Origin of the sequence: Phenylobacterium sp. (assembly GCF_046463815.1) — a bacterium.
Classification (GTDB): domain Bacteria; phylum Pseudomonadota; class Alphaproteobacteria; order Caulobacterales; family Caulobacteraceae; genus Phenylobacterium.
Genome location: NZ_JBKBRO010000001.1, coordinates 153,520 through 178,911 on the forward strand (window position 1 = coordinate 153,520; position 25,392 = coordinate 178,911).

The 25,392-nt window shown below is 71.6% G+C and carries 25 protein-coding genes; 14 read left to right on the plus strand and 11 right to left on the minus strand.

The window, feature by feature from the left end:
- The first annotated feature begins 111 nt into the window (after nt 1-111).
- The 3 genes from ACK4TT_RS00765 (at nt 112) to ACK4TT_RS00775 (ending at nt 2,714) form a co-directional block, all read left to right on the plus strand.
- Nucleotides 112-1,452, plus strand: a complete 1,341-nt coding sequence (locus tag ACK4TT_RS00765; RefSeq protein ID WP_410212119.1) for a peptidoglycan DD-metalloendopeptidase family protein — start codon at nt 112-114, stop codon at nt 1,450-1,452.
- 73 nt (nt 1,453-1,525) lie between these two features.
- Nucleotides 1,526-2,332 carry a hypothetical protein gene (locus ACK4TT_RS00770; protein WP_409635652.1) on the plus strand — a complete coding sequence of 269 codons (807 nt, stop codon included), beginning with the start codon at nt 1,526-1,528 and terminating at the stop codon, nt 2,330-2,332.
- Nucleotides 2,333-2,375: 43 nt separating this feature from the next.
- Complete coding sequence (locus ACK4TT_RS00775; protein ID WP_410212120.1) at nt 2,376-2,714, plus strand: c-type cytochrome; 339 nt, start codon at nt 2,376-2,378, stop codon at nt 2,712-2,714.
- Here ACK4TT_RS00775 and ACK4TT_RS00780 read toward each other — a convergent pair.
- On the minus strand, nt 2,711-3,796 hold the full coding sequence (locus ACK4TT_RS00780; RefSeq protein WP_409635646.1) for a Zn-dependent alcohol dehydrogenase: 1,086 nt from the start codon (nt 3,794-3,796) through the stop codon (nt 2,711-2,713). The two genes, ACK4TT_RS00775 and ACK4TT_RS00780, sit on opposite strands and share 4 nt — an antisense overlap.
- 121 nt (nt 3,797-3,917) lie before the next feature.
- Here ACK4TT_RS00780 and chrA point away from each other — a divergent pair, with 121 nt between their 5' ends.
- The gene (gene chrA / locus ACK4TT_RS00785) at nt 3,918-5,123 is read left to right on the plus strand and encodes a chromate efflux transporter (protein WP_410212121.1); all 1,206 of its coding nucleotides are present in this window, start codon (nt 3,918-3,920) and stop codon (nt 5,121-5,123) included.
- Here chrA and ACK4TT_RS00790 read toward each other — a convergent pair.
- The 3 genes from ACK4TT_RS00790 to ACK4TT_RS00800 form a co-directional block, all read right to left on the minus strand.
- Nucleotides 5,120-6,046 carry an alpha/beta fold hydrolase gene (locus ACK4TT_RS00790; protein WP_409635640.1) on the minus strand — a complete coding sequence of 309 codons (927 nt, stop codon included), beginning with the start codon at nt 6,044-6,046 and terminating at the stop codon, nt 5,120-5,122. The two genes, chrA and ACK4TT_RS00790, sit on opposite strands and share 4 nt — an antisense overlap.
- 93 nt (nt 6,047-6,139) lie before the next feature.
- A complete protein-coding gene (locus ACK4TT_RS00795) occupies nt 6,140-7,780 on the minus strand; it encodes a long-chain fatty acid--CoA ligase (RefSeq protein ID WP_409635637.1) in 1,641 nt (546 codons plus the stop codon).
- A gap of 343 nt (nt 7,781-8,123) precedes the next feature.
- Nucleotides 8,124-8,783 (minus strand): hypothetical protein, encoded by a 660-nt coding sequence (locus tag ACK4TT_RS00800; RefSeq protein WP_409635634.1) that lies wholly within the window; start codon nt 8,781-8,783, stop codon nt 8,124-8,126.
- Nucleotides 8,784-8,951: 168 nt separating this feature from the next.
- On the opposite strand from ACK4TT_RS00800, the gene ACK4TT_RS00805 reads away from it, so the two are divergent.
- On the plus strand, nt 8,952-9,299 hold the full coding sequence (locus ACK4TT_RS00805; RefSeq protein ID WP_409635631.1) for a GcrA family cell cycle regulator: 348 nt from the start codon (nt 8,952-8,954) through the stop codon (nt 9,297-9,299).
- Nucleotides 9,296-9,460 (plus strand): hypothetical protein, encoded by a 165-nt coding sequence (locus tag ACK4TT_RS00810; RefSeq protein WP_409635628.1) that lies wholly within the window; start codon nt 9,296-9,298, stop codon nt 9,458-9,460. Before ACK4TT_RS00805 ends, ACK4TT_RS00810 begins: the two co-directional genes overlap by 4 nt.
- Before the next feature lie 174 nt (nt 9,461-9,634).
- Here ACK4TT_RS00810 and ACK4TT_RS00815 read toward each other — a convergent pair whose 3' ends face one another.
- From ACK4TT_RS00815 to ACK4TT_RS00830, 4 genes are read right to left on the minus strand one after another with little or no spacing between them, the layout of a single operon-like run.
- Nucleotides 9,635-10,438: an FkbM family methyltransferase gene (locus tag ACK4TT_RS00815; RefSeq protein WP_409635625.1), complete on the minus strand. Its 804-nt coding sequence runs from the start codon at nt 10,436-10,438 to the stop codon at nt 9,635-9,637.
- 42 nt (nt 10,439-10,480) lie between these two features.
- Nucleotides 10,481-11,227 carry a bifunctional 2-polyprenyl-6-hydroxyphenol methylase/3-demethylubiquinol 3-O-methyltransferase UbiG gene (gene ubiG, locus ACK4TT_RS00820; RefSeq protein WP_409635622.1) on the minus strand — a complete coding sequence of 249 codons (747 nt, stop codon included), beginning with the start codon at nt 11,225-11,227 and terminating at the stop codon, nt 10,481-10,483.
- Nucleotides 11,228-11,229: 2 nt separating this feature from the next.
- Nucleotides 11,230-11,628 carry a type II toxin-antitoxin system VapC family toxin gene (locus tag ACK4TT_RS00825; RefSeq protein ID WP_409635619.1) on the minus strand — a complete coding sequence of 133 codons (399 nt, stop codon included), beginning with the start codon at nt 11,626-11,628 and terminating at the stop codon, nt 11,230-11,232.
- Nucleotides 11,621-12,172: a hypothetical protein gene (locus ACK4TT_RS00830; RefSeq protein ID WP_409635616.1), complete on the minus strand. Its 552-nt coding sequence runs from the start codon at nt 12,170-12,172 to the stop codon at nt 11,621-11,623. Before ACK4TT_RS00830 ends, ACK4TT_RS00825 begins: the two co-directional genes overlap by 8 nt.
- A gap of 221 nt (nt 12,173-12,393) precedes the next feature.
- On the opposite strand from ACK4TT_RS00830, the gene ACK4TT_RS00835 reads away from it, so the two are divergent.
- Nucleotides 12,394-13,641: an aspartate kinase gene (locus ACK4TT_RS00835; RefSeq protein ID WP_409635613.1), complete on the plus strand. Its 1,248-nt coding sequence runs from the start codon at nt 12,394-12,396 to the stop codon at nt 13,639-13,641.
- A gap of 141 nt (nt 13,642-13,782) precedes the next feature.
- On the opposite strand, the gene ACK4TT_RS00840 is transcribed toward ACK4TT_RS00835, so the two are convergent.
- A complete protein-coding gene (locus ACK4TT_RS00840) occupies nt 13,783-15,192 on the minus strand; it encodes an MFS transporter (RefSeq protein WP_410212122.1) in 1,410 nt (469 codons plus the stop codon).
- Between the two features lie 258 nt (nt 15,193-15,450).
- On the opposite strand from ACK4TT_RS00840, the gene ptsP reads away from it, so the two are divergent.
- The 4 genes from ptsP (at nt 15,451) to ACK4TT_RS00860 (ending at nt 20,617) form a co-directional block, all read left to right on the plus strand.
- Entirely contained in the window at nt 15,451-17,715 is a 2,265-nt protein-coding gene (gene ptsP / locus ACK4TT_RS00845) for a phosphoenolpyruvate--protein phosphotransferase (RefSeq protein WP_409635607.1), read from the plus strand.
- Between the two features lie 125 nt (nt 17,716-17,840).
- Nucleotides 17,841-18,872, plus strand: a complete 1,032-nt coding sequence (locus ACK4TT_RS00850) for a helix-turn-helix domain-containing protein (protein ID WP_410212123.1) — start codon at nt 17,841-17,843, stop codon at nt 18,870-18,872.
- Nucleotides 18,873-19,079: 207 nt separating this feature from the next.
- On the plus strand, nt 19,080-20,234 hold the full coding sequence (gene ispG / locus ACK4TT_RS00855) for a flavodoxin-dependent (E)-4-hydroxy-3-methylbut-2-enyl-diphosphate synthase (RefSeq protein ID WP_410212124.1): 1,155 nt from the start codon (nt 19,080-19,082) through the stop codon (nt 20,232-20,234).
- Nucleotides 20,235-20,323: 89 nt separating this feature from the next.
- Nucleotides 20,324-20,617, plus strand: coding sequence for a hypothetical protein (locus ACK4TT_RS00860; protein WP_409635598.1), 294 nt, complete (start codon nt 20,324-20,326; stop codon nt 20,615-20,617).
- A 129-nt stretch (nt 20,618-20,746) separates the two neighbouring features.
- Here the strand turns inward: ACK4TT_RS00860 and ACK4TT_RS00865 are convergent, their stop codons facing one another.
- A complete protein-coding gene (locus tag ACK4TT_RS00865) occupies nt 20,747-21,052 on the minus strand; it encodes a hypothetical protein (protein WP_409635595.1) in 306 nt (101 codons plus the stop codon).
- Between the two features lie 128 nt (nt 21,053-21,180).
- On the opposite strand from ACK4TT_RS00865, the gene prfA reads away from it, so the two are divergent.
- Nucleotides 21,181-22,257, plus strand: coding sequence for a peptide chain release factor 1 (prfA, locus tag ACK4TT_RS00870; protein WP_410212125.1), 1,077 nt, complete (start codon nt 21,181-21,183; stop codon nt 22,255-22,257).
- Between the two features lie 125 nt (nt 22,258-22,382).
- On the opposite strand, the gene ACK4TT_RS00875 is transcribed toward prfA, so the two are convergent.
- Entirely contained in the window at nt 22,383-23,585 is a 1,203-nt protein-coding gene (locus ACK4TT_RS00875; RefSeq protein WP_409635589.1) for a YihY/virulence factor BrkB family protein, read from the minus strand.
- 104 nt (nt 23,586-23,689) lie between these two features.
- Here ACK4TT_RS00875 and ACK4TT_RS00880 point away from each other — a divergent pair, with 104 nt between their 5' ends.
- Together ACK4TT_RS00880 and prmC are read left to right on the plus strand one after the other, a co-directional pair.
- The gene (locus tag ACK4TT_RS00880) at nt 23,690-24,487 is read left to right on the plus strand and encodes an MOSC domain-containing protein (protein ID WP_410212126.1); all 798 of its coding nucleotides are present in this window, start codon (nt 23,690-23,692) and stop codon (nt 24,485-24,487) included.
- Nucleotides 24,478-25,347, plus strand: a complete 870-nt coding sequence (gene prmC, locus ACK4TT_RS00885) for a peptide chain release factor N(5)-glutamine methyltransferase (RefSeq protein WP_409635583.1) — start codon at nt 24,478-24,480, stop codon at nt 25,345-25,347. Before ACK4TT_RS00880 ends, prmC begins: the two co-directional genes overlap by 10 nt.
- Nucleotides 25,348-25,392 lie beyond the last annotated feature (45 nt).

Below are 25,392 nucleotides of genomic sequence, written 5' to 3' on the forward strand. Positions count from 1 at the left end.
GGGCATGTTCCGCGCGGGGCCGCGGCCCGCAAGGGCCCCGCGGGGGAATTGTGACAGTTTGGCTTTGCGTAGCCGATGCCTTAACGAGGCCGCGGCTAGTACGGGGGCGTGATGGCTGAATTCGACCCGAGACGTTTCTCGTTCCGGATCGCGCCGCGCGTGGCGGCGGGCGGCGGGGCGCTGATCGCCCTGTTCGTGGCCTGGAAGTTCACCGACACCACCAGCGAACCGTCGGAGCCGCCGTTGGCGCCCGAAGCGGTCGCGGCCCTGGAACACGCCGCCTTCACCCAGGCCAAGGCCCAGCCCGGCTACGCGCGGGTCGAGAACGTGCCCGTGAAGGTGCTGCGCGGCGAGACCCTGGAAGAGGCCGTCCAGCGCGCCGGCGTCGCCCCCGAGGAGGCCCGGATGGCGGTCGCCATGCTGGGCCAGGCCATGGACACCGTGCACATCAAGGCCGGAATGGCGTTCGACGCCGCCGTCGCCAAGCCCCGCGCCGAGCGCGGCCCGGCCCGCCTGATCGGGCTTTCCATGCGCACCGGCCCGGCCACCGCCGTCACCCTGTCGCGCACCTTCGACGGCGCCCTGCGCCTTCGCGCGCTTGAGGAAGAGGTCAGCCAGGAGACCACCGTCGCGGACGGCGAGATCCACGGCTCGCTCTACGAGAGCGCCGCCAAGCTGGGCGCCACGCCCGACATCGTGGCCAAGGTCTCGAAGCTGTTCTCCCACAAGATCGACTTCGAGCGCGACATCAAGGCCGGCGACGAGTTCAAGCTGGTGTTCGACCGCAAGGTCACCGAGAGCGGCCGCACCATCGAGACCGGGGAACTGGAGTACGCCGAAATCCGCGGCGTGAAATTCTACCGCTTCGAGCGGGGCGACGGCGACGTCGAGTACTTCGACGAGAACGGCAAGAACATCCGCGGCTTCCTGCTGCGAACGCCCGTCGACGGGGCCCGCATGACCTCGAACTTCGGGATGCGTCGCCACCCGGTGCTGGGCTACGCCCGCGCACACCAGGGCGTGGACTTCGGCGCCGGCACGGGCACCCCGATCCTGGCGGCCGGCGACGGCGTGGTGGTCAAGGCCAGCCGCTGGGGCGGCTACGGCAACTGGCTGCAGATCCGCCACTCCGGCGGCTGGGACACCGGATACGCCCATCTCTCGCGCTATGCCAAGGGCGTGCGGCCCGGAACGCGGGTGCGCCAAGGCCAGGTCGTGGGCTACGTCGGCACCACCGGCCTCTCCACCGGCCCGCACCTGCACTACGAAGTCTGGCTCAAGGGCCGCCGGGTCAATCCCGTGGGGGCCAAGGTCCCGCAGGGCACGGTGCTCACGGGGGCCGAGCTCGCCCGCTTCCGGGCCCAGAAGGCCCGCATCGAGCGCCTCCTCGAGACCGGCGGCCAGTCGCCCGTGCGCAGCTACGCCTCGCTGGACGCCGCCCGCGGCCGCTGAGCCGCGATATAAGTCTTGCAACAAGGGTCAAGCTTGGGCGTTGAATCCCCTGGAATGATCGGGGGGTTCGCGGATGGGCCAACTCACCACCGAGACGGGCGAGCGGGTCCGCAGGGCCGTCGGCGCCTGGACCGCGCCGCCTGACGTCGCCGGCCTAAACGAACTGTTGCGCTACCTTGGCCGATGGCGCTCACAGATGCTCGCCAACACCTACCTCGCCCACCAAGGCCCGCGGATCCACGGCGGTCCCTTCGCGGGCATGGAGTACGCCGCCCGCGCCACCGAGGGCGCCCTGATCCCGCGCCTCCTGGGCACCTATGAATCCGAGTTGCATCCGCACCTCGAGCGCTTCCTGGCCGAAGGCGTGGATTGCGTTGTCGATGTCGGATGCGCCGAGGGATACTACGCGGTGGGCCTGGCCCGGCGCCTGCCGCGGGCGGTCGTCTATGCCTACGACATCTCGCCCCACGCCCGGCAGGCGTGCGTGACGCTGGCGGAGCGCAACGGCGTCGGCGACCGCGTCGTGGTCCGCGAGGAATTCCGGCCGCATGACTTCGAGGCCTTCGCCGGCCGGCGGGTCCTGGTCGTGATGGACGTGGAGGGCGCGGAGACCGAGCTCCTGCGTCCCGACCTCAGCCCGGCCCTGGCGGGGATGCGGCTGATCGTCGAGACGCACGACCCGCGCGGCGTCGGGGTGCTGGAGGACCTGCGCGGGCGCTTCGAAGCCACGCACGAGGTGCTCCGCATCGACCAGGCGCCGAAAACCTTCGACATGCCCGACTGGCTGCGGGCGCTGCCGCACCTCGACCAGTTGCTGGCGGTGTGGGAATGGCGGGGCATCCCCACGCCCTGGCTGGTGATGAGACCGAAAGCCCGTTGACGCCGGTCAATGGCGGCGGATGCGGGCGCGCTCAGATGGCGGGATGCGCAAGCTCGCCCTGCCGATCGCGGCCATGATCCTGCTCGCCGCCGGCGCCGTCCGGGCCGAGACGCCCACGCCCGAACAGGGCGAGATCCTGGTCCAGCGCCATTGCGGCGGCTGCCACGCCACGGGCCGCAGCGGCGACAGCGCGGAGCCGGCGGCGCCGCCGTTCCGCGAACTGCACCGGCGCTACGAGCCCGAGACCCTGGCCGAGGCGCTGGCGGAGGGCATCCTCACGGGCCACCCCGCCATGCCGGAGTTCCGGTTCCAGGAGGACGAGGTGCGCTCGATCATCCTGTACCTGGACAGCATCCAGACGCGCCGGAAGGCCGAGCGTTAGGCGTCGAAGACGATCACGGAGCGGGCGATCGAGCCGGTCTTCATCTCGGCGAAGGCCTCGTTGACCTGCTCCAGCTTCAGCCGCCGGGAGATCATCTCGTCGAGCTTCAGCTTGCCGGCCATGTACATGTCCACCAGGCGCGGCATGTCGACCGGGAAGCGGTTCGAGCCCATCAGCGAGCCCTGGATGCGCTTCTCGCCCAGGAAGGCCGCGCCCATCAGGCTGATGCTCTGGCCCACCGGGATCATGCCGATGATGTTGGCCGTGCCGCCGCGGCGCAGCATGTTGAAGGACTGCTCGGCGGTCTTGGTCATGCCGAGCGCCTCGAACGAGTGATGCACCCCGCCCTTGGTCATCTCGATCACCGCCTTCACGGGATCGACTTCCGAGGCGTTGACGAAGTCGGTGGCGCCGAACGCCCGGGCGAAATTCTCCTTACCCGCGACCACGTCGATGGCGATGATCCGGCCCGCGCCAGCGATGGCCGCGCCGTTGATGGCCGACAGGCCCACGCCGCCGCAGCCGATGACGGCCACGGTGTCGCCCGGCCGGACGTTGGAGGTGTGGATCACCGCGCCCACGCCGGTCATCACCGAACAGCCGATCAGGGCCGCGCGGTCCAGCGGCATGTCCTTGCGGATGGCCACGCAGGCGTGCTCGTGGATCAGCATCTGCTCGGCGAACGACGAGAGGTTCAGGTACTGCATCATCGGCCCGTTGGGGGCCGTCAGGCGGGGCTCGTCGCCCTCGTCGCGCTTGGTCTCGGGGCTGACGCACAGGCTCATGTGGCCGGTCAGGCAGTGCTCGCAGTGGCCGCAGAAGGCCGACAGGCAGGTGATGACGTGGTCGCCCGGCTTCACGGTGCGGACCTCGGAGCCCACCGCCTCGACGATCCCGGCGCTCTCGTGGCCCAGCACGGCCGGCAGCGGGTGGGGATAGGAGCCTTCCACGAAGTGCAGGTCCGAGTGGCAGACGCCGGCCGCGGCGGTGCGGATCAGCACCTCGTGCGGGCCGGGCTTGGAGATCTGCACGTCCTCGATCTGAAGCGGCTTGCGGACTTCGCGCAGCACGGCGGCCTTCATGTCGTTTCCCCTGGTTTCGGTCTGGTTCGGCCAAAGCCTTATCGCCGTTCACCTGCGCCTGGGAAGCATCTTTAGGGCGAAACCGGTCGACAGATGCGCCGGCCCCTTCCATCTAGGGCCGATGGACGACGCCCGGCCGCCCAAGACGGTCACCGCCTTCGATGTCTTCCTGGCCTTCCTGAAGCAGGGCCTGACCGCGTTCGGCGGGCCGGTGGCGCACCTCGGCTACTTCCGCAAGGAGTTCGTCGAGCGCCGGGGCTGGGTGTCTGAAGCCACCTTCGCCGACCTGCTGGCGCTCTGCCACTTCCTGCCGGGACCGGCGTCCAGCCAGCTCGGCATGGCCATCGGCCTGCGCCAGGCGGGGCTGGCGGGCGCGCTCGCGGCCTTCGCGGGCTTCACCCTGCCGGCGGCGACGGCGATGATCGCCTTCGCCTATTTCGCCACCGGCCTGGAGGCCCGGTTCGGCGGCGGGTGGATCCACGGGCTGAAGGTGGCCGCGGCGGCGGTCGTCCTCCAGGCCCTGGCGTCCATGGCCCGCACCCTGGCCGTCGGTCCAATCCGCGCCGGCATGGCGATCGGCGCGGGCCTGGGCCTGGCGCTCGCCAGCGGCGGACCGGTGGCCCAGGTGGGCGTGATCCTGGCTGGCGGGGCGTTCGGCTTCGCCCTGCTCCGCGACACGCCGGCCGAGCAGGCGCCCGACGCGGCCTCGGAAGCCATCGACATCGACAGCGCGATCATCGCGCTCTGCCTGTTCGCGGGCCTGCTGCTGGCCCTGCCGTTCTTCGCCGCCCTGCTGCAGAACCCGGGCCTGGGCCTGGCCAGCGTCTTCTACCGCACCGGCGCCCTCGTCTTCGGCGGCGGCCACGTGGTCCTGCCCCTGCTGGAGAGCGAGGTGGTCGACCGCGGCTGGCTCGATCAGGACACCTTCCTGGCCGGCTACGGCGCCGTCCAGGCCCTGCCCGGCCCGCTGTTCAGCTTCGCGGGCTTCGTCGGCGCGGCCCAGGGCTATGGTCCGCGCGGCGTGGCCGGCGGCCTGATCGCCGTCTTCTCGATCTTCCTGCCCTCCCTCCTGCTCATCATCGGCGTCCTGCCGTTCTGGGACCGGCTGAAGACCGAGGCCTGGGCGCGCGGCGCCCTTGCGGGCGTGGGCGCGGTGGTCGTGGGCCTGCTGGGCGCGGCGCTCTGGAACCCGGTGCTGTCCAGCACCGTCGAGCGGCCGTCCGACTGGGCGCTGATCGCCGCCGCCTTCGTCTTCCTGCAGGTGGCGAAGCTGCCGCCGTGGCTGGTGGTGGTCGGCTTCGCCGTGGCGACGGGGGTGTTCCTCTAGGCCAGCGCCTCCTGCGGCTGGACCTTCGGCAGGCGGGGCGTCCAGAGCGCGGGGAGCCTGGGCCAGCGGAAGGTCCATTCGGTCCGGCGCGGGATGCAGGACTCCAGGGCTTCGATCAGGCGCTCGGCCGGGCCGTCGTTCAGGAAGTGGTTGGCGCCCTCGGTGCGCACCAGGCGGATCGGGCGGCGGGTCACGGTCTCGGCCGCCAGGCGCTCGGCCGCCTCCAGCGGGGCGAAGTCGTCCTTGTCGCCGTGGATCATGTGGATCGGCACGTTCACCTTGGCCAGCGCGCGCCGGGCGTGGCGGAGCTGGGGCCGCTGGCCGGTGACCTCGATGACCGCGTTGCGCAGGTCGCGCGGGATGACCTTCAGCGCCTTGCCGCCCACGTCCAGCAGCCAGCGGGCGGTCGGGCCGGCCTCGCCGAAGAAGCCCGACAGGAGGACGAGGCCGGCCACCTTGCCCGGGTTCTGCTCGGCCATGATCGAGGCGATGGCCGCGCCGTAGCTCTGGCCCACCAGCAGCACCTTCTGGCCGCGCGCGGCCTTCAGCACCGGCGCCAGCGCCTCGGCCTGGACGCGGATGTCGGTCACCGGATGCAGCGGCTCGGATCCCGCGTAGCCCGGCCGGTCGACCACCACCATCTCGCGGTCCTGCGGCAGCTCGGCCAGCGTCTCGGCCCAGTATTCGGCCCAGGACGGGGCGCCGGTGATCACCACGATCCTCCAGGGGGCGGGCGCCTCGCGCGGGGTCTCCAGCGCCGAGATGCGCCAGCCGTGACCGCCGCCGGCGATGAAGCTCGTTCGCCGCACCACGGTCTCGGGAAAGTCGGCGGACGTGGGCGCGTGCTCGACGCGGCCGGTGGCCGCGGCCTCGATGCAGGCCCATCCCATCGCGATCACGCCCCTGGGCCGTTTGCGCGGCACGGCATCCTCCTCGGCTTTCCGACACTCACCTCGTGAGGGCAAACGCGCGGTTCAAGGCCGAGGTTTCCATTGGGTTCCGGGGCGGACCGTTCCTCAGCCGGCGGGTTGCACGACGGCCACAGCCAAGGCCTCGGGCAACGCATCGCGCAGCTCGCGCTTCAGCACCTTGCCGGTCGGGCCGATGGGCAGCTCGGCGACGATCCGCACCTCGTCGGGCGTCCACCACTTGGCGACCCGCTCGGCCACGTGGGCCTTCAGGACCTCGGGGTCGGCGGTCTGGCCCGGGCGCAGCACCACCAGCAGCAGGGGCCGCTCGTCCCACTTCGGATGCGGCACGCCGACGGCGGCGGCCATGGCCACGGCCGGATGCGAGCAGACGGCGTCCTCCAGGTCGAGGGTCGAGATCCACTCCCCGCCCGACTTGATGACGTCCTTGGCCCGGTCGGTCAGGCGCAGGTAGCCCTCCGGGTCCAGGGTGGCGATGTCGCCGGTGTCGAACCAGCCGTCGTCGGTGAAGGCCTGGGCCCCTTCGTGCTTGAAGTAGGCGCTGGCCACCCACGGTCCCCGCACCTGCAACGCGCCGGGGCTCTTGCCGTCGCGGGGCAGTTCGGCGCCATCCTCGCCCACGATGCGCATGTCGACGCCCCAGAGGCCCCGGCCCTGCTTCAGCTTGCGCTGGAGGCGGGCCTGGCCGTCCTCGGCCGCATGGGCCGGCAGCGGGGTGTTGACGACGCCCAGCGGCGACATCTCGGTCATGCCCCAGATCTGGCGCACCTCCCCGCCCAGCCGCTGCTCGATGCGGGAGATGAGGGCCGCCGTGGGAGCGGAACCGCCGACCGCCACGGTGCGGATGGTGTCGATCGCCTGACCGGTCTGGTCCAGGTGATCGGCCACGCCGACCCAGATGGTCGGCACGCCCAGGACGAAGGTGACGGCCTCCTGGAGGATCAGCTCGCAGACGCTGGGCCCGTCGAGCGACCGGCCCGGCAGCACCAGCTTGGCCCCCACCAGCGGGGCGGCGTAGGGCGTGCACCAGGCGTTGGCATGGAACATCTGGGCGCAGGGCAGCAGCACGTCGCGGGCCGAGAAGGCGAAGGCGTCGGGCAGCGAGAGCGCGAGCGCGTGCAGCACCGTCGATCGGTGTCCGTAGAGCACGCCCTTCGGATTGCCGGTCGTGCCCGAGGTGTAGCAGAGCCCCGAGGCCGATCGTTCGTCCACCTGCGGCCAGTCGAAGTCCGGCGTCTGGGCGGCCAGCAGGTCTTCGTAGATCAGGGCGCCCGGAACCTCGGCCGGCGCGTGGGCGGCGTCGGTCATGGCCACCAGGGTCTTCACCGTGGCGAGCCTGGGCCCGATCTCGGCCACCAGCCCGGCGAAGGTGATGTCGAAGAGGAGGACGGCGTCCTCGGCGTGGTTCGCCACCCAGGCCACCTGATCCGGGTGGAGGCGCGGGTTGATGGTGTGCAGCACCGCCCCGATGCCGGTGACGGCGAAGTAGAGCTCGAAGTGGCGGTGGGTGCTCCAGGCGAGCGTCGCGACCCGGTCGCCGGGCTTCACGCCCAGGGCCAGCAGGGCCTTGGCCATCCGCTTCACCCGGGCGAGCGCCTCGGCGTAGCCGTAGCGGTGGATCGGTCCCTCGACGGTGCGCGTCACCACCTCCTGATGCGGATGGTACTGGGCCGCGTACTCCAGAATGGTCGGCAGCGTCAGCGGCCGGTCCATCATCAGCGCCTGCATGGCGCGCTCCTCCCCGTTTTCTGGTTCGTTGGGGGCCTTCTAGCGCAGGCGGGCGGCGGCCGTCTTGATCCGACGATGGTCGGTTGTTTGGCGGGGCGTGGGGGGAACCACGAAAGGCACGAAAGCCACGAAAGGGGTTCGCGCCGAGACGCCGCGCGAGCGGCGGCTCAGGATCTGGGGAACCACGGAATACACGGAAGGCGCCGGCGCCCTTTCGTGGCTTTCGTGTCTTTCGTCGTCTGATCCTCGTCGCTGGGACCCATGGATTGCACGGATGGGCGGCCAGGCCCGGCCAATCCGTGAAATCGGTGAAATCCGTGGTTCGAAAGCCGCTTCGCGGCGGTCACGCCGAGCTGCGCCAGGGGGGCGGGAGGCCGGCCAGAGCCTCGGGCGGGGGCGCGGGCAGGTCGCGCCAGGCGCGGGCCGGGCCGGAATCCAGGACGGGGTCGAGGCCCAGGACGCCGCAGAGGCCGGCGAGGCGTTCGTCCAGCGGCCCGTCGCCGAAGCCGTCTTCCAGCAGGGCCTCGTCGATCGTCTCGACCCATTGGGCGAACACGTCGAGGGCGGACTCCGCGTCGTCCGGCCGTTCGGCCTCCGCCGCCTCGGTCTCCGCCTCGCGCCAGGCCAGCCGCAGGGCCGCCGCGCGCAGCTCGTCCAGCCGCGCCAGGGCGGCGCGATCCTGGGCTGCGGGCGGATGGACGCCGCCAGCCTGAGCGTCGGGCGCGAACGGCCGGACGGCCCCGAGCGGCGAATGGCGCACCCGGTGGTCGATGGCCTCGCGGCCCGCCCGCTCGCGGTCGAGCTTCAACTTGGCCTTGAGCGCCAGCGTCTGGCGCAGCGAGCGGGCCAGCCGCTGGTAGGCCCGGCCCAGGTCCGCGACCTCGTCCGCCTCCTCGGCCGCCATCAGCCGCCCATGCACCCGCTCGGCCGCCGCCAGATCCAGCTCAGCCAGCCGCCCGAGCATCCGCTCGTCCGCATCCGCGATGTGCGCCGCCTCGGTCATTGGAACAAAAAGAGAACACGAGGCGGGCGGAGAGTCAAGATTGGGATGGGGCGGCCAGTGGCGCGCTACTGATGACTGGCCCCTAACTCCGGGGCAAGGGACATCGCGACCCCAACACGCCCTTGGCGACACCTTTCTCAAACACAATATGTGCTGGGGTCAGGTTCCATGACGAAGAACACTTTCGACATCTCGCTCGAGGAACTCGCCGCCGCCGGCAAGACCGCTTCCGAGCGTGCAGACGCCGATGCCCGCGCCGCCGGGCTGCAGGTGGCCGGCCGCGAAGAAGAGCCGGTGATGTCGGCCACGGTGCTGACCTTGGGCGCGCATCTCTGCAAGTGGCCGATCGGCGATCCCGCGCTTGAGAACTACAGATTTTGCGGCCGCCGGGCCAAGGAGGGCCCGTACTGCGCCGAGCACGCCCAGATGGCGTACGAACCGGCGCTGTCGCCGAAGAAGGCCGGGCGAGGCCCAAGGCGAACACTTGATAAGCGCTCGGAGCCCCGGCGCGCGTGAGCGCAGGTCCGATTGCGACCATGATCGCCGGGCCGAGCGGCTCGGAACTGCTGGCCACGGCCCCCAACGTGGCCGCCTACGTCGCCCGCGGCGAGGCCCGGCCGGCGTTCCGGCGGGCGTTCGCGGCGCAGGCGGCGGCGTTCGAGAGGGAAGCGGGATAGTCCCCCTACCCCCGCCCGATCCTGACGGTCATGACCACGGCCACGCGGCCGCCGGCGGTGGCCGCCGCGTCCGGCAGGATCGCGGAGAAATAGGGCGAGGGGCCGCGCCAGTGGACGACCTCGGCCTCGAAGACCGTCCCGGCGAGGGGGTCGGCGCGGCGGGCATGGGCGCGCTCACGCCGCCATGCGGGCCTTGAAGACGCCGTCGGGAAGCCGCGCGGCCTTGCTGGGGTGGATGAAGAAATAGTCCTTCCACGGCGCGCCCTCGACGAGGGTGGTGCGCTCCTCCAGCCGGTCGCCGTTGAGGGCGAACATGCGGTAGCCGCGCTCGCGGAAGATATCGAGGACGGCCTCGCCCGAACCGCCAAAGCGGTCCTTGAGCATGGGCGGGTGGATCTCGATCAGCACATGGGGGCGGTCGCGGTCGAGGATGCCGCTGGCGCCCATCAGCGCCTTCTGCTCGGCGCCCTCGATGTCCATGCGGATGAAGTCCACGTGGACGATGCCCCGCTCGGCGCAGAAGCCGTCGAGGGTGACGACGGGGGTGGGCTGGAGGTCGGCGCCCTGGTCATCCAGGTCGGGGCGGGCGGCGCCCTCAGGCGCGCTCTCGGCCACATAGGCGTAGGCCCGGCCCATGCGGCCCGAAGTCTTCTTGGGCGTCACCAGCAGCAGTTCGCCCGGCCGGTCGGCCACCGCGGCGTGGATCGGCGTCACCCGGTCGCGGATGCCGTGCCAGGCGAGGCAGGTCTTCAGCACCTCGAAGGCGAAGGCCGAGGGCTCGAAGGCGTAGATGCGCGCCTTGGGCGCCACCTGGGTCATCACATAGGAATGGCGGCCGTCGCTGGCGCCCACGTGCAGGCAGACCGGCGCGCCCGACAGGAGGTCGGCGAGGTAGGGCGTCTCGGGCTCGTGCTTGGCCCAGCGGAGGTTCCGCCGCCAGGCCCGGAAGGCGTGGCCCAGCACCCGTAGCGATGGCATCCCAACTCCCTCGAGGCCTCTCCCCGCCTCTCAGCGCCCTCTTTAGGCCGCCTCGCGCACCACCGTCATCATGTAGTTCACGTCGGCGTCGGCGGATTCGCTCCACCGGCCCGTGAACGGATTGAACACGACGCCGTAGGGGCCGTCCACGCTGACCGGCTCGCCGTCGAGGAAGCCGCGGATCTCGTCGGGCTTGAGGAACTTGCTCCAATCGTGGGCGCCCGCCGGCAGCCAGCGCAGGATGTATTCCGCGCCGATCTTGGCCAGGGCCAGGGCCTTGAGGGTGCGGTTCAGGGTGGCCACGATCATGAGGCCGCCCGGCTTCAGCAGGCGGGCGCAGTCGCGGAGGTACTCGCCCGGATCGGCCACGTGCTCGATCACCTCCATGTTGAGGATCACGTCGAAGGGCGGCTCGCCGGCCTCCAGCAGGGCCTCGGCGGTGGACGCGCGATAGTCGATGGCGAGGCCCTGTTCCCGGGCATGGGTCGAGGCGGTGGCGATGTTGCGTTCGGACGCATCGACCCCGGTCACCTGGAAGCCCAGCCGCGTCATGGGCTCGGAGAGCAGGCCGCCGCCGCAGCCGATGTCGAGCAGGCGCAGGCCCTCGAACGGGCGGCGCGCCTCGGGGTCGCGCCCGAAGCGGTGGAGCGCCTGGTCGCGGATGAAGGCCAGGCGCACGGGGTTGAACCTGTGGAGCGGGGCGAACTTGCCCTTCGGGTCCCACCATTCGGCGGCGATCCGCGAAAAGGTCTCGACCTCGGCGGGGTCGATGGAGGATCTGGCGGTCATCCTCAACGTATCAGCACGACTTCGACGCCCAGGTCCAGCGAGGCCCAGGCGCGATCGGCCGTGACCGCCGGGAGGCCGAGAACCTTGGCGGTGGCGAGGCAGGCGCGGTCGCCCAGAGAAAGCCCATGGGCTCGCGTCGATCGGCGCAGGATCCCGGCCTCCAACGCCATGGGCGCGTCGAGCGGCGTGATGGCCAGATCGAGGCCGCGGACGGCGCCGGCCGCGATCTCGGGCGCGACACCGAAGTCGATGAGCCGGCTCACGACCTCGGCGGCGTTCACGGCGGAAATCGCGCCCGCCGCCAGATACCGCCCGGCCTCCTCCGCGCCGGCCTCCTCCGCGCCGGCCTCCCCCCGCAGGATGGCCAGGACCGCCGAGGCGTCCAGCACCGCCTCAGGCATCGTCGTCCTCGCGCGCGGCTTCGCGCCGGCGGTCGGCGATCAGTTCATCGACCCAGCTCACGCCTTCCTGCGCATAGGGCCTGAGCATGTCCTGGATGCGTTTCAGGGCCGTGGCGGGGCCAATGAGCTTGAACTCCGCGCCCTCCAGGCGGGCGAGGGCCGCGCCGGGGGCGTCGATGCCAAGCGCCGCACGCACGGCCGGGGGCAGGACCACCGAGCCGTCCTCCCGCACGGCGAGGCGATAGGCCCCGCCGCCCCGATCCTCCACATCGGCGGACGCCTGGGCGCCCTCGAACCGGCGCCCCGGCTCCGCCACGCCGGCGAGCGCCTCAGGTTCGCGAAGCGGTGCGGAAGGGGCGGAGGGCCGGCGGCGGCCGGCGCGGCGTTCATCCTCGACCAGCACCTGCCGCACCTGCTGATAGCTGCGGCCGATGTGGTCGGCGATCTGCCGGCGCGAGAGCCCCCCGGCGGCCAACCGGCGGATCTTGTCCGAGATGGAGAGGTTGCTCGCCGCGATGGCGTGCGGGTCGAAGTCAGCGGTCATGTCGGCGCCCCATGACGGAGTGATGTCAGTTAGTCAGTTCATTCTTCCGGAGTCAAGGGGATTGGGGGAGGACGCGCCGGGACGCGGAAGGGCAGGGTTTGCCCCAAGCGCGGCCGCGCGACGCATGGGATTGGAAGAATCTGGCCGTTGCAGCCGGGCTCCGCCGTGGCTAGAAGGCTCCGCCCTTCGGCGGCGCAGCAAAGGTGGTTCACGGCAGGTCCATGTCACGCCTCGTCATGAAATTCGGCGGAACGTCGGTGGCCGACCTGGAGCGCATCCGGCGCGTGGGCCGGCTGGTGGCGGCCGAGGTCGAGGCCGGGCGGCAGGTGGCCGTGGTGGTCTCGGCGATGGCCGGCAAGACCAACGAGCTGGTCGCCTGGACCGACGGGGCGGGTCCCGCGGCCCAGGGCATCGCGCCGTCGGACGACGAGTATGACGTGGTGGTGGCCTCGGGCGAGCAGGTGACCGCCGGCCTGCTGGCCATGACGCTCCGCAACATGGGCCTGCGCGCCAAGTCGTGGCTGGGCTGGCAGATCCCGATCATCGCCGACGACGCCCACGGCCGGGCGCGCATCGACGAGATCCCGCCCGAGAAGCTGGGCGCGGCGCTGGACGCCGGCGAGGTGGCGGTGATCGCGGGCTTCCAGGGCGTGACCCGGGACGGGCGCATCGCCACCCTGGGCCGGGGCGGCTCGGACACCAGCGCGGTGGCCATCGCCGCGGCGCTGGACTGCCCCTGCGACATCTACACCGACGTGGACGGGGTCTACACGACCGATCCGCGCATCGAATCCAAGGCCAGGAAGCTCGCCAAGATCTCCTACGAGGAGATGCTGGAGATGGCCTCCCTGGGCGCCAAGGTCCTGCAGACCCGCTCGGTCGAGATGGCCATGGCCTATCATGTGCCCGTCAGGGTGCTTTCCAGTTTTGTCGAGCCCGGCGAAGCGCCCGGCCAAGGCACCATCGTCTGCGACGAGGAGGAGATCGTGGAGAAGCGGATCGTGAGCGGCGTGGCCTACAGCCGCGACGAGGCGAAGATCAGCCTCTTCGGCCTGCCCGACCACCCCGGCGTCTCGTCGGCGATCTTCGGCGCGCTGGCCGACGCCAACGTGAACGTGGACATGATCGTCCAGAGCCATGCGCGCACGGCCGACACGGCGAACATGGAGTTCACCGTCGGCAAGCGCGACGCCCAGCGGGCCGTGGAGATCATCCGCGCCGCCCAGCCGGACATCGGCTTCGAGGACGTCCGGGTGGACGAGGACGTGGCCAAGGTCTCGGTGATCGGCGTCGGCATGCGCAGCCACGCGGGCGTCGCCAAGTCGATGTTCAAGGCCCTGGCCGACAAGGGCGTGAACATCCAGGTGATCTCGACGTCCGAGATCAAGATCAGCGTGCTGATCGACGCGGCCTACACCGAACTGGCCGTCCGCGCCCTGCACGCGGCCTACGGGCTGGATCAGCTCTAGTTTCCCTCCCCTGATGGGGAGGGTGGCGACCCCGGACTTGATCCGGGGGAGACGGGTGGGGGAGAGTCGATCAGGCGGTGGAGCGCACCGCCCAGTCATGACCTCCCCACCCTGGCCGCTCACGCGGCCCGTCCCTCCCCATCAAGGGAGGGAAGCCGTCTCCGCGCCGCCGGTCAGCCTGAACGCCGCCCAGGCGCCCGCCAGGGCCAGGGGGATCACGGCCACGAACACCCAGACGGACGTGGCCCGGGCGCTGGCGTCGGTGAGGCCGCCGGAGAAGCCGGCCAGGTTCGCCGCCACGCCCGAGATGGCCGCCCCGGCCGCCGCCCCGGTCTGGCGCACGGCCATGATGGCCGAGGAGCCGATGGCGCGGTCCTCGTCCGAGAGGGCCGCCAGCACGCGCCGGCTCATGAACGCCCAGGAGAAGCCGAAGGCCGCCCCCATCATCGCCCCGCCCGCCAGCACCCAGGCGAGATGCCCGTCGGCGAGCGTCAGCGGCAGGACCACGAGGCTGGCGACCAGCAGCACCGCGCCGAACCGGATCCAGCGCGCGTCCCAGAGCCCCGTCGCGCCGGCGACCGCCATGGCCGCGACCGTCCAGGCCAGGGACTCGGCCCCGATGGCGTAGCCGGCCCACAGCGGCGAGAAGCCCCGGAGCTGCTGGAGGATCGGCGGGCCGTAGATCGCGAAGCCCATGGAGGCGGCTGTCATGGCGAACATGGCGAAGTAGCCCGAGCCCACCACCGTGGTCAGGTCGCCGGCCCGGTGCGGCAGGAGCCTGACCCTGGCGCGGGGGTCGATGCGCACCACCAACGCCAGGACGAGCAGGCCCAGGAGGACCATGCCGGCCGACCACGCCCCCGGGACGAGATCGGCCACGGCGATGGCGCTGACGCCGAGGGCCAGCACGCCGAGCTGGGCCCAGGGGACGCCGGGCCCGCCGCCCGCCCCGCCGGCCTTGGCCAGCAGGACCAGCGCGGCCAGGGCGAACACCACCGACTGGGCCGCGAAGAGCCAGAAGACGTCCCGCCAGTGGCCCTGCTCCACGACGATCCCGCCGAACAGCGGGCCCAGCACGGTGGCGATCCCCCAGATGAAGGTGGCGGCGGCGAAGACGCGGGCCAGGTGGCGCTCGGGGAACAGCAGCGCGATGGCCACCATGGCGAAGCCCGAGATCCAGCCCGAGCCCAGCCCTTGGACGAGGCGCCCCAGCAGGAACAGGCCGACGTCGGGGGCGAGCGCGCTCATCACGCAGCCGCCCACCATGACGAGGCCGGCGAGCGCCGTGGCGGCGCGCAGGCCGAACAGCTCGGAGAGCCGTCCCGAGCTGGCGCCGGCCAGGATGGCCCCCACCAGGAACCCCGCCGTGGCCCAGGAGAAATAGGCGTAGCCGCCGAGGTCGGCGCCCACGCTGGGCATGATGGTGGCGGTGACCAGGGCGTCGGCGGCGTTCAGCCAGACGCCCAGGCAGATCAGCGCGAACTGCGGCAGCCGCCCGCCGGCGAGGAGGTCGGCCCAGCCGGTGCGTTCGGGAGTGTCTGCGGCGCCCACGGGCCCTCCCTCAAGGGAATCGGACGAAAGGAGGCCTCAGATAGGGCGCGGCCGCGCCCACGGCTACGCCCGCGTTCGGACTTGGGTCCGCCCCGCCTCCTACCCATCTTGGCGCGAAGCGGCGGCCGCGACCCTGCCGGATTTCCGTGCCTGAACCCCATGCGGGGGCGCGGATCGTCGCAAAGGGCCTCTTCCCGTCTCGGAACGGAAAGATAAAGCTGGTAGGCAGCGGCCCGGACAAGGGAGGATCATCGGCGGATGCCGGTTCCTGGGGTGGCCATCGGAGGACAGCGGAGCCTGCTGAGGCAGATCCGCGAGGCGCTGGCGGGCGGCGGCCCGGCCCAGGCCCGTCTCGACATGGTCGTCCGCATCATCGCCCTGTCGATGGTGGCCGAGGTGTGCTCGATCTACCTGCGCCGGGCGAGCGGCGAGATGGAGCTGTTCGCCACCGAGGGCCTCGACCCCGGCGCCGTCCACGTCACCCGGATGAAGCCCGGCGAGGGCCTGGTCGGCGAGATCATGCGCCTGGGGCGGCCGCTGAACCTGGCCGACGCGCCCGAGCATCCGGCCTTCTCGTACCGCCCCGAGACCGGCGAAGACCCCTACCACGCCTTCCTGGGCGTGCCCCTGCTGCGCGGCGGCCGGGTGATCGGGGTGCTGGTCGTGCAGAACCGCACGGCCCGCGTCTACACCGAGGACGAGGTCGAGGACCTGCAGATCATCGCCATGGTCCTGGCCGAGATGGTGGCCTCGGGCGAGCTGATCGCGGTCGAGGAGATGAAGGGCGTCGAGATCGCGCCCCGTCGCCCGGACCGCCTGAAGGGCTCGAAGTTCGCCGACGGCCTGGCCTACGGCGTGGCGGTCCTGCACGAGCCGCCGGTCGCGCCCTCGCAACTGCTGTCGGACGACGTGGCCGCCGAGGAGGCCCGCCTGAAGACGGCGATCGCCGCCCTGCAGGCCCAGATCGACGAGATGCTGGAGGGCCAGCACGGCCTGGTCGACGCCAGCTACGAGGTGCTCGACACCTATCGCATGTTCGCCCACGACCGGGGCTGGAACCGCAGTCTGGAGGACGCGGTGCGCAACGGCCTGACCGCCGAGGCCGCGGTCGAGCGGGTCCGCTCCGAGCACCGGGCGCGCCTGGGCCAGGCGCGCGACCCCTATCTGCGCGAGCGGCTGCACGACCTGGAGGACCTGAACGACCGGCTGCTGCGCCACCTGGCCGGCGACGGCCACGTGGCCCGCGAACTGCCCGAGAACGCCATCCTGATCGCCCGGAACCTGGGCCCCGCCGACCTCCTGGAATACGACCGCACCAAGCTGCGCGGCCTGCTGCTGGAGGAAGGCTCGCCCGCCAGCCACGCGGCCATCGTGGCCCGCGCCCTGGACATCCCGTGCGTCGGCCGCCTGCCCGGCCTGCGCGACCGGGTGTCGGAAGGCGACTCGGTGGTGGTGGACGCCGAGTCCGGCGAGGCCTACCTGCGCCCGCGCCCGGACGTGGTGAAGGCCATCCAGGCCCGCATCGACGTGCGCCGCCAGCGGCAGGCGGCCTTCGCCAAGCTGCGCGACACGCCCGCCTTCACCCGCGACGGGGTGAAGATCACGCTGCTGATGAACGCCGGCCTCGACGTGGACCTGGAGAGCATGGCCGAGGCGGGCGCCGAGGGCATCGGCCTGTTCCGCACCGAGTTCCAGTTCATGGTCGCCGAGGAGATGCCCAAGCTGGACGCCCAGACGGCGCTGTACGCCCGGGTGATGGACGCGGCGGGCGACAAGCCGGTCACCTTCCGCACCCTGGACCTGGGCGGCGACAAGGTGCTGCCGTACCTTGAGGCCGAGCGCGAGGACAATCCCGCCCTGGGCTGGCGGGCGATCCGCATGGGCCTGGACCGCCCGGCCCTGCTGCGCCTGCAGCTTCGGGCGCTGATCTCGGCGGCGCGGGGACGGCCGCTTCGGATCATGTTCCCGCTGGTGGCGAGCTGCGACGAGTTCCGCGCCGCCCGCGCCCTGGTGGACACCGAGATCGCCTGGGCGCTGCGCCGGGGCCGCCCGGAGCCCTCGCGCCTGGACGTGGGGGCCATGATCGAGGCGCCTTCGGTGATCTGGCATCTCGACGCCCTGCTGCCGATGACCGATTTCGTCAGTGTCGGGACCAACGACCTGATGCAGTACCTGTTCGCCGCCGACCGGGGGAACCCCAGGGTGGCCGACCGCTACGACATGCTTTCGCCGCCGGCGCTCCGGGCGCTGGAGGCGATCCAGCGGGCCTGCGCCGAGACAGGCACGCCGGTCAGCGTCTGCGGCGAGCTGGCGGGCCGGCCGCTGGAGGCCTTCGCCCTTGTGGCGCTGGGCTACGAGCGGCTGTCCATGTCGCCGGCCGGCATCGGCCCGGTGAAGCAGATGGTGCTGTCGTGTGACCGCGAGGCGGCGAGGCGCGGCGTCTCGGCGCTGCTGAAGTCCGGCGCGGGCTCGGTCCGCAACGAGATCGAAACCCTGGCCCGTAAACTCTACCTCGCTGTGTAGGCGAATCTCCGCCCGCACGGGACCCAACGACGCATTGAGCACTACCGGAACGCGTGTCACGCTCGCCTCGATTCAGGATCGGCAACCCATCCAAGGCCGCGCGGCGGCGGGGAGCAGGAACAGCCATGCCGCTCGATACGGGCTTTGGCGAGCTGGACGCGCTGCAGGACGACGACGCCCGCGCGTCGGTTGACGATCCGCTCCAGGCCCACGCCAGCCTGGGCGAGGCGCTGCGGGCGCTGCGCCTGGATCGCGGCCTGACGCTGGAGGAGCTGGCCGAGAAGACCCGCGTCAGGAGGGCCTATCTCGAGGCGCTGGAGGAGATGCGGCTGGACGCCCTGCCCTCGCGCCCCTTCACCATCGGCTACGTCCGCGCCTACGCCCTGGCGGTGGGCGTCGATCCCGAGGCGGCGGTCGAGCGGTTCAAGGCCGACGAGCCCGTGCTGGACGAGCCCCTGCGCGCGCCCATCGGCGTGCCCGACGAGCGGGACCCGCGCATCGCCGCCTTCATCGCCGGGGCCATCGTCATCGTGGCCGCCATCGTGCTCTGGAACGTCGCCCAGCGGGCCATGAACGCCAGCGCCCCGCCGCCGCCCATGGCGTCGCAGGAGACGGCCTGGAAGCTGCTGTCGCAGGCGCCCACTGGTCCGGTGAAGCTGGGCGAACCCCTGCCGGCGCCCGTGGAATCCACCATCCCGCCGCCCTACGAGACCCCGGGCCTGGCCGAGGCCGGCGAGGACGGCATGGGCAACCTGGCCCCGCCGGCCAACATCAACGACACCAGCGACGACGTCCCCGTCGACCTTTCCACCCTGCCGGCCGTCTTCACGCCGAAGGGCAAGGTCTATGACGCGGGCAATCCGCAGCTCACCTCCGTGGTGACCCTCCAGGCGCTCAACGGCGCGGCGCTGATCGTCCGCGGCGGCGACGGCTCGGTCTATTTCGCCCGCCAGCTCGCCAAGGGCGAGGCCTACCGCGTGCCCCAGCTCACCGGGCTGATCATCGACGTCTCCGATCCCCAGGATTTCCAGGTGTTCGTGGCCGGCCGCTCCAAGGGCGTGCTGCCCGCCCGCCAGGTGCTGGCCTCGAAACTGGCCGTCGAGCCCGCCGCGACACCGCTGGTCAGCGCCCCCCGGCCCACGACGCCCGCGGGCTGATCGCCGTCCGGCCTCGGGCCGGTTGCCGACCACGAGCCGGAACCACGGATTTCACGGATTCCACGGATTGCCCGCGCTTTGGCCCACATCCGTGAAATCAGTGAAATCCGTGGTCGATGGCGGACTCGCCGCTTCGCGGCCGCATTCCCGGCCGGCGTTGTCGTCGCACTTGGGCTTTCCCGCGCGAGGGCCTATTTTCCCGCCCGCATGAGCGCTCAAGACCACACCGCCGTCCGCCCCTGGCGCGCCATCCACCGCCGGCCGTCGCGCAAGATCCGCGTGGGTTCGGTGGAGGTCGGCGGCGACGCGCCGATCACCGTCCAGTCGATGACCAACACCGTCACGGCCGACGCCGCGGCGACCATCGACCAGATCCGCCGGCTGGAGGAGGCCGGGGCCGACATCGTCCGCGTCTCGTGCCCCGACGAGGCGTCGACGGCGGCGTTCAAGACCATCGCCAAGGCGGCCAAGGTCCCGCTGGTGGCCGACATCCACTTCCACTACCGGCGCGGGATCGAGGCGGCGGAGGCCGGCGCGGCCTGCCTGCGGATCAATCCCGGCAACATCGGCAGCCCCGACCGGGTGCGCGAGGTGATCCAGGCGGCCCGCGACCACGGCTGCTCCATGCGCATCGGCGTCAACGCCGGCTCGCTGGAACGCGACCTGCTGGAGAAGTACGGCGAGCCCTGCCCCGAGGCCATGGTCGAGAGCGCGCTCAACCACGCCCGCATCCTGCAGGACCACGACTTCCACGAGTTCAAGATCAGCGTGAAGGCCTCGGACCCGTTCATGACCGTGGCCGCCTACCAGCAGCTCGCCGAGGCCATCGACTGCCCGCTGCACCTGGGCGTCACGGAAGCCGGCGCGCTCCGGACCGGCACGGTGAAGAGCGCGATCGGCATCGGCTCGCTGCTGTGGGCCGGGATCGGCGACACCATCCGGGTCAGCCTGGCCGCCGACCCGGTGGAGGAGATCAAGGTCGGCTTCGACATCCTGAAGAGCCTGGGCCTGCGCCACCGGGGCGTGAACATCATCGCCTGCCCGTCCTGCGCCCGGCAGGGCTTCAACGTCATCGAGACGGTGGAGAAGCTGGAGCAGCGGCTGGCGCACATCTCGACGTCGATGAGCCTCTCCATCATCGGCTGCGTCGTGAACGGCCCCGGCGAGGCGCTGATGACCGACCTGGGCTTCACCGGCGGCGGCAAGGGGTCGGGCATGGTCTATGTGGCCGGCAAGCCCGACCACAAGATGGACAACGACCGGATGGTCGACCACATCGTCGGGCTGGTCGAGGCCCGCGCCGCCGAGATCGAGTCGGCCCGGAAGACGGCGGGGACAGCCCCTCTCCAGGCGGCCGAGTAACAATCCGATACAAACCTGACGCCAGCGTCACTCTTGCGAAGCCGTCGCATCCGCGCTTAGGTGGCGGTCCTTTTCTTGGGAGGGACATCATGTCCGCGGACGGCAGCTGGAAGATCACGATCAACACCCCGATGGGCCCGCAGGAGGTGAACGCCACGATCACCACCAACGGCGACACCTTCACGGGCAAGACCGAGGGCCGCATGGGCTCCCAGGAGATCACCGGCAAGGTCGCCGGCGACACCCTGACCTGGAGCGCCGACATCACCAGCCCGATGCCGATGACCCTCCAGTTCGAGGCCAAGGTCGAGGGCGACAAGATGAGCGGCAACGTCAAGCTCGGCGCGTTCGGCAACGCCCCGATGTCGGGCGTGCGCGTCTAAGGCGTCCTCGGAGCCTGAACACGGAAGGCCCCGGAGCGATCCGGGGCCTTCTTGATTCCGCCGCAGAGAACGCAGAGGGATCGCAGAGGACGCGGAGGGGACGGAGCCCGCTGCGCGGCAAGGAGCGGACTACCGCGGGTTGACCCCGTCGGCGGCCCGGTTGGCGGCGTTCCCGACGCTCTCGGCGGCGCTGCCGGCGCTTTCGGCCACGCTGGAGGCCGCGCCGGCCACCGCGTCGGCGCGGATCGCGTCGTTGCGGCTGGACTGCATCAGGAAGAAGGCCACGATGGCCACGAGGGCCAGCACCGCCACGCCGATGATCACCCCGCCCATGCCGCCGCCGCGGTCCACGTAGGTGGTCCCGCCGACGTCGCGTTCGACCACCCGCTCGCGGGTCAGGCCGTCGCTGGTTTCGGTCACGCGTTCGGTCGCCATCTGACTGTCTCCTCAGGTCACCGGCCCCAAACGGGCGGCGGCGGGGCGCGTTCCCGGCCCAAGGCGCCGTTTGGCTTCGGCGCCGACCTCCGCTAGAGGAAGGCCCCTTCGAAACCGGACCATCCAAGTTGCGACTCCCCCAGGCCAGGCTCGACCAGGTTCTCGACCGCTTCCGTGAGATCGAAGCCCGCATGGGCGCGGCCACGGACGGGGCCGAGATCGTGCGCCTGTCGAAGGAGCACGCCGAGCTGAAGCCGGTGGCCGACGCCGTGCAGGCCCTGGAGCGCGCCCGGGCCGAGGCGCCCGAGCTGGAGGAGATGGCCGCCTCGGGCGACGCCGAGATGGCCGGCCTGGCCCGCGACGAGCTGGCGGCGCTGAAGGCGAAGCTGCCCGAGCTGGAGCGCGAGGTGGCCCTGCTGCTGGCGCCCAAGGACAAGGACGAGAACGCCTCGGCCATCCTGGAGGTGCGGGCCGGCACGGGCGGCGACGAGGCGGCGCTGTTCGCCGGCGACCTCTTCCGCATGTACCAGCGCTACGCTCAGAGCCGGGGCTGGCGGGTGGAGATCGACAGCGTCTCGGAAGGCGACGCCGGAGGCTACAAGGAGATCATCGCATCGATCACCGGCGAGGGCGTCTTCGGGCGGCTGAAGTTCGAAAGCGGCGTGCACCGGGTCCAGCGCGTGCCGGCCACCGAGGCGCAGGGGCGCATCCACACCTCGGCCGCCACCGTGGCCGTGCTACCCGAGCCCGAGGACGTGGAGATCGAGATCCGCGACCAGGACCTGCGGATCGACACCTACCGCTCGTCCGGCGCCGGCGGCCAGCACGTCAACAAGACCGACTCGGCCGTGCGCATCACCCACCTGCCCACCGGCATCGTGGTGACGAGCTCCGAGAAGTCGCAGCACCAGAACCGCGCCCGGGCCATGAAGGCCCTGAAGGTCAAGCTGTACGACATGCAGCGCGAGGCGCTGGACAGCGCCCGGTCCGAGGCGCGCAAGAGCCAGGTGGGCTCGGGCGACCGCTCGGAGCGCATCCGCACCTACAACTTCCCGCAAGGCCGGGTGACCGACCACCGGATCAACCTGACCCTCTACAACCTGCCCAAGATCATGGAGGGCGAGGCCCTCGACGACGTGATCGAGCCCCTGATCGCCGAGGACCAGGCCGCGCGGCTGGCGGCGCTGGAAGACGAGCTGGGCTGAACCGCCGGCGACTGGGCGAGCGGGCCATGGCTGCTCCGGGGCCGCTCCGGCCCGCGCGCCGCGATCGCCGCGTCGCCCCTCCCCCTGCCCCTCCCCTCGGGCTTCGCCTCGGGGGAGCGGAGGTTTCAGTCCTTCCGCTTGCGCCGCACCAGGTTGCCCACCTGGCGGCGGGTGTCGCGCATGAGGAGGCGCGCGCCCTTCCTGACGCCGATGAAGCGCAGGCCCACCGTGTCGGCCATGGCCGCGCCGCGCTCGCCCATGGCCCGGGGCGGGCCCGACGTGGTGTCGACCGCCGTCTGGTGCTCGATCTCGGCGTTCAGCTCGGCCCCCATCAGCACCACCAGCACCGAGAACCACACCCACAGCATGAAGCCGATCACCGCGCCCAACGAGCCGTAGGTCACCTGCAGGTGGGCGACGTTGTTGAGGTACCAGGAGAAGGCCACCGATCCGCCCATCCAGAAGAGGGCCGCGGCCACGGCCCCCCAGGCCACCCACCGCCAGCGGGCCCGCGCCCGGCAGGGGCCGTAGCGGTAGGCGATGGCGAAGGCCCCGGCGACGACGAAGAACAGCGCCAGCCAGCGGAACCCGAACAGCCAGCCGGTGCGCAGGCCCATGGCTTTCAGCGCGATGGGGATCGCCACCAGGAGGGCCGAGACCAGGGTGAGGAACAGCAGGAAGGCGAAGGTGAAGGCGTAGGTCAGGGCCGTGCGGTAGAAGTAGTTGCGCTTCTCGACCTCGTCGTAGGCGATGTTCAGACCGTCGAAGAGCGACTTCATGCCCGCGTTGGCCGTCCAGATGGAGAGCAGCAGGCTGACCACGAAGGCGACGGACAGGTTGGCGCCCCGCTCGGTGGCCAGCCGCATCATCTGGTCGCCCACCAGCCGCACGACCTGGCTCGGGAAGACCAGGGAGAGCTGGGCGAGCTGTCCCTCCACGGCGGCGACGTCGGCGATCAGGCCGTAGAGCGAGACGAACACGCCCAGCGCCGGGAAGATGGCCAGCAGGGTGTAGAAGGTCACGCTGCCGGCCACGACGGTCAGGCGGTCGTGGGTGATCTCGCGGTAGGTGCGCCAGATCACATCCTTCCAGCCGCGCCAGGGGATGCGGTGGGGCGCGTCGGCCATCCGCCCCCGCCCCGGCTCAAGATGCTCGAAGTGCTCGGGCTCGGCGACGGCGGCCTGCGACAGGCCCGGCCGGCGGCCCTTGGGCCGGGCGGTGCTGACCCACGCGGCGGCCACCGCCCCGGTCACGAGCCAGGGGGCGAGCGCCAGCAGCAGCGCCCCCGCCGATCGTCCCCGCTTCGGCCGCGACGGCGCCTCCGACATCCCGACCCTCCCAAAGCCACGCCGGCCCAAACCCTAAGCCAGCGGGGCGCGTTCCCGCGAGCGTCGCGGTTGTGAAGCCGCGCCGCATCGGCCAAAACCGGGGCATGAACGGCCATGTCGCGGCGATCTTCCGCCACCCGGTGAAGGGCTTCACCCCCGAGCCCCTGGACCATGTGGACCTCGCCGCCGGCGAGGGCTTCCCGCACGACCGCGTCTACGCGGTGGAGAACGGCCCGTCGGGCTACGATCCGCAGGCCCCGGCCTTCCTGCCGAAGACCAGGTTCACCGTGCTGATGAACATCCCCAAGGTGGCGGCCGCCCGCACCCGCTACGAGGACGCGACCGGCGTGCTGCGCGCCGAGGCGGACGGCGCGCCGGCCTTCTCGGGGAACCTGCGCGAGGCGGACGGACGCGACGCCTTCGCCGCCTGGCTGGCCGCCCTGCTGGGCGAGGACGCCAAAGGGCCGCTGAAGGTGGTGGAGGCCCCGGGCGACTTCCGCTTCACCGACCACCCGCGCGGGCAGGTCTCGATCGTCAACCTGGCCAGCGTGCGCGACCTCTCGCAGCGCCTGGGCATGGAGATCGACCCTCTGCGATTCCGGGCCAACCTCTATGTCGACGGCTGGCCGGCCTGGGCCGAGAACGACTGGACCGGCCGCAGGCTGATGCTGGGGTGGGCGCAGGCCGAGGTGTTCAAGCCGATCGTGCGCTGCGCGGCCACCCACGTGAACCTGGAAACCGCCGAGCGGGACGTGGAGATCGTCAAGGCGCTGTTCGACACCTACGGCCACATGCACTGCGGCATCTATGTCCACGTCACCGCGCCGGGCCGGGTGGGCCTGGGCGACGCGGTGACGGCGCCCGAGGCCGAGACGCTGGAGAAGGACGCGGAATGGGCCTGACCCTCGTCCAGGCCTGGAAGGAGGCCAAGACGCGCCTGGAGGCGGCCGGGATCGCAGGTCCCGTGATCGACGCGCGCCTGCTGGTGGAGGCCGCCGCCGAGGCCACCCGGGTGGACATCGTCACCGATCCCTATCGGCCGCTGACCGCCGAGCAGGAGGCGACGCTCGCCGACTACCTGGCGAGGCGCGAGAAGCGCGAGCCGGTCAGCCACATCCTGGGCCGCAAGGGCTTCTGGAAGATCATGCTGCAGGTCACGCCCGACGTGCTGACGCCCCGGCCCGACACCGAGACCGTGGTGGAGGTGGCGCTCCGGGAATTCCCCGAGCACGCGGCCTGGTCGGTGCTGGACCTGGGCGTGGGTTCGGGCGCCATCCTGCTGTCCATCCTGGCCGAGCGGCCGGCGGCGCGCGGCCTGGGCGTGGAGGCCTCGGAGGAGGCGCTGGCGGTGGCCCGCGACAACGCCGCGGCCCTGGGGCTGGCGGGCCGCACGGCCCTGCTGCGCGGGGACTGGACCGCGGGGCTGGCGGACGACGCCTTCGACCTGGTGGTCTCCAACCCGCCCTACATCGCCGACCACGTCATCGAGACCCTGGAGCCCGAGGTGCGCGACCACGAACCGCGCCTGGCGCTGTCGGGCGGACCGGACGGACTTTCCGCCTACCGCATCCTGGCGCCCGAGATCCTCCGGGTGCTGAAGCCCGGCGGCCGCTTCGCCGTCGAGATCGGCTACGACCAGAAGGACGCCGTCGAGGCGCTGTTCCGCGAGGCGGGCGCCGAGGACGTGCGCACCATCCGCGACCTGGCCAACCGGGACAGGGTTGTCGCGGGTGCGAAAAAGCCCTTGGAAACGGGCGCCTGACTCGCTACATCCATAAGCGTCTCCACCCAAATCGCCGGTGTTCAG

Coding starts and splice junctions, on each gene's coding strand:
- ACK4TT_RS00770 (WP_409635652.1), top strand. CDS start 1,526: ATGGGCCAACTCACCACCGAGACGGGCGAGCGGGTCCGCAGGGCCGTC.
- ptsP (WP_409635607.1), top strand. CDS start 15,451: ATGCCGGTTCCTGGGGTGGCCATCGGAGGACAGCGGAGCCTGCTGAGG.
- ACK4TT_RS00765 (WP_410212119.1), top strand. CDS start 112: ATGGCTGAATTCGACCCGAGACGTTTCTCGTTCCGGATCGCGCCGCGC.
- ispG (WP_410212124.1), top strand. CDS start 19,080: ATGAGCGCTCAAGACCACACCGCCGTCCGCCCCTGGCGCGCCATCCAC.
- ACK4TT_RS00775 (WP_410212120.1), top strand. CDS start 2,376: ATGCGCAAGCTCGCCCTGCCGATCGCGGCCATGATCCTGCTCGCCGCC.
- ACK4TT_RS00825 (WP_409635619.1), bottom strand. CDS start 11,628: ATGCCTGAGGCGGTGCTGGACGCCTCGGCGGTCCTGGCCATCCTGCGG.
- ACK4TT_RS00805 (WP_409635631.1), top strand. CDS start 8,952: ATGACGAAGAACACTTTCGACATCTCGCTCGAGGAACTCGCCGCCGCC.
- ACK4TT_RS00880 (WP_410212126.1), top strand. CDS start 23,690: ATGAACGGCCATGTCGCGGCGATCTTCCGCCACCCGGTGAAGGGCTTC.
- ubiG (WP_409635622.1), bottom strand. CDS start 11,227: ATGACCGCCAGATCCTCCATCGACCCCGCCGAGGTCGAGACCTTTTCG.
- prmC (WP_409635583.1), top strand. CDS start 24,478: ATGGGCCTGACCCTCGTCCAGGCCTGGAAGGAGGCCAAGACGCGCCTG.
- chrA (WP_410212121.1), top strand. CDS start 3,918: ATGGACGACGCCCGGCCGCCCAAGACGGTCACCGCCTTCGATGTCTTC.
- ACK4TT_RS00830 (WP_409635616.1), bottom strand. CDS start 12,172: ATGACCGCTGACTTCGACCCGCACGCCATCGCGGCGAGCAACCTCTCC.
- ACK4TT_RS00780 (WP_409635646.1), bottom strand. CDS start 3,796: ATGAAGGCCGCCGTGCTGCGCGAAGTCCGCAAGCCGCTTCAGATCGAG.
- ACK4TT_RS00795 (WP_409635637.1), bottom strand. CDS start 7,780: ATGCAGGCGCTGATGATGGACCGGCCGCTGACGCTGCCGACCATTCTG.
- ACK4TT_RS00865 (WP_409635595.1), bottom strand. CDS start 21,052: ATGGCGACCGAACGCGTGACCGAAACCAGCGACGGCCTGACCCGCGAG.
- ACK4TT_RS00875 (WP_409635589.1), bottom strand. CDS start 23,585: ATGTCGGAGGCGCCGTCGCGGCCGAAGCGGGGACGATCGGCGGGGGCG.
- ACK4TT_RS00850 (WP_410212123.1), top strand. CDS start 17,841: ATGCCGCTCGATACGGGCTTTGGCGAGCTGGACGCGCTGCAGGACGAC.
- ACK4TT_RS00800 (WP_409635634.1), bottom strand. CDS start 8,783: ATGACCGAGGCGGCGCACATCGCGGATGCGGACGAGCGGATGCTCGGG.
- ACK4TT_RS00860 (WP_409635598.1), top strand. CDS start 20,324: ATGTCCGCGGACGGCAGCTGGAAGATCACGATCAACACCCCGATGGGC.
- ACK4TT_RS00815 (WP_409635625.1), bottom strand. CDS start 10,438: ATGCCATCGCTACGGGTGCTGGGCCACGCCTTCCGGGCCTGGCGGCGG.
- ACK4TT_RS00835 (WP_409635613.1), top strand. CDS start 12,394: ATGTCACGCCTCGTCATGAAATTCGGCGGAACGTCGGTGGCCGACCTG.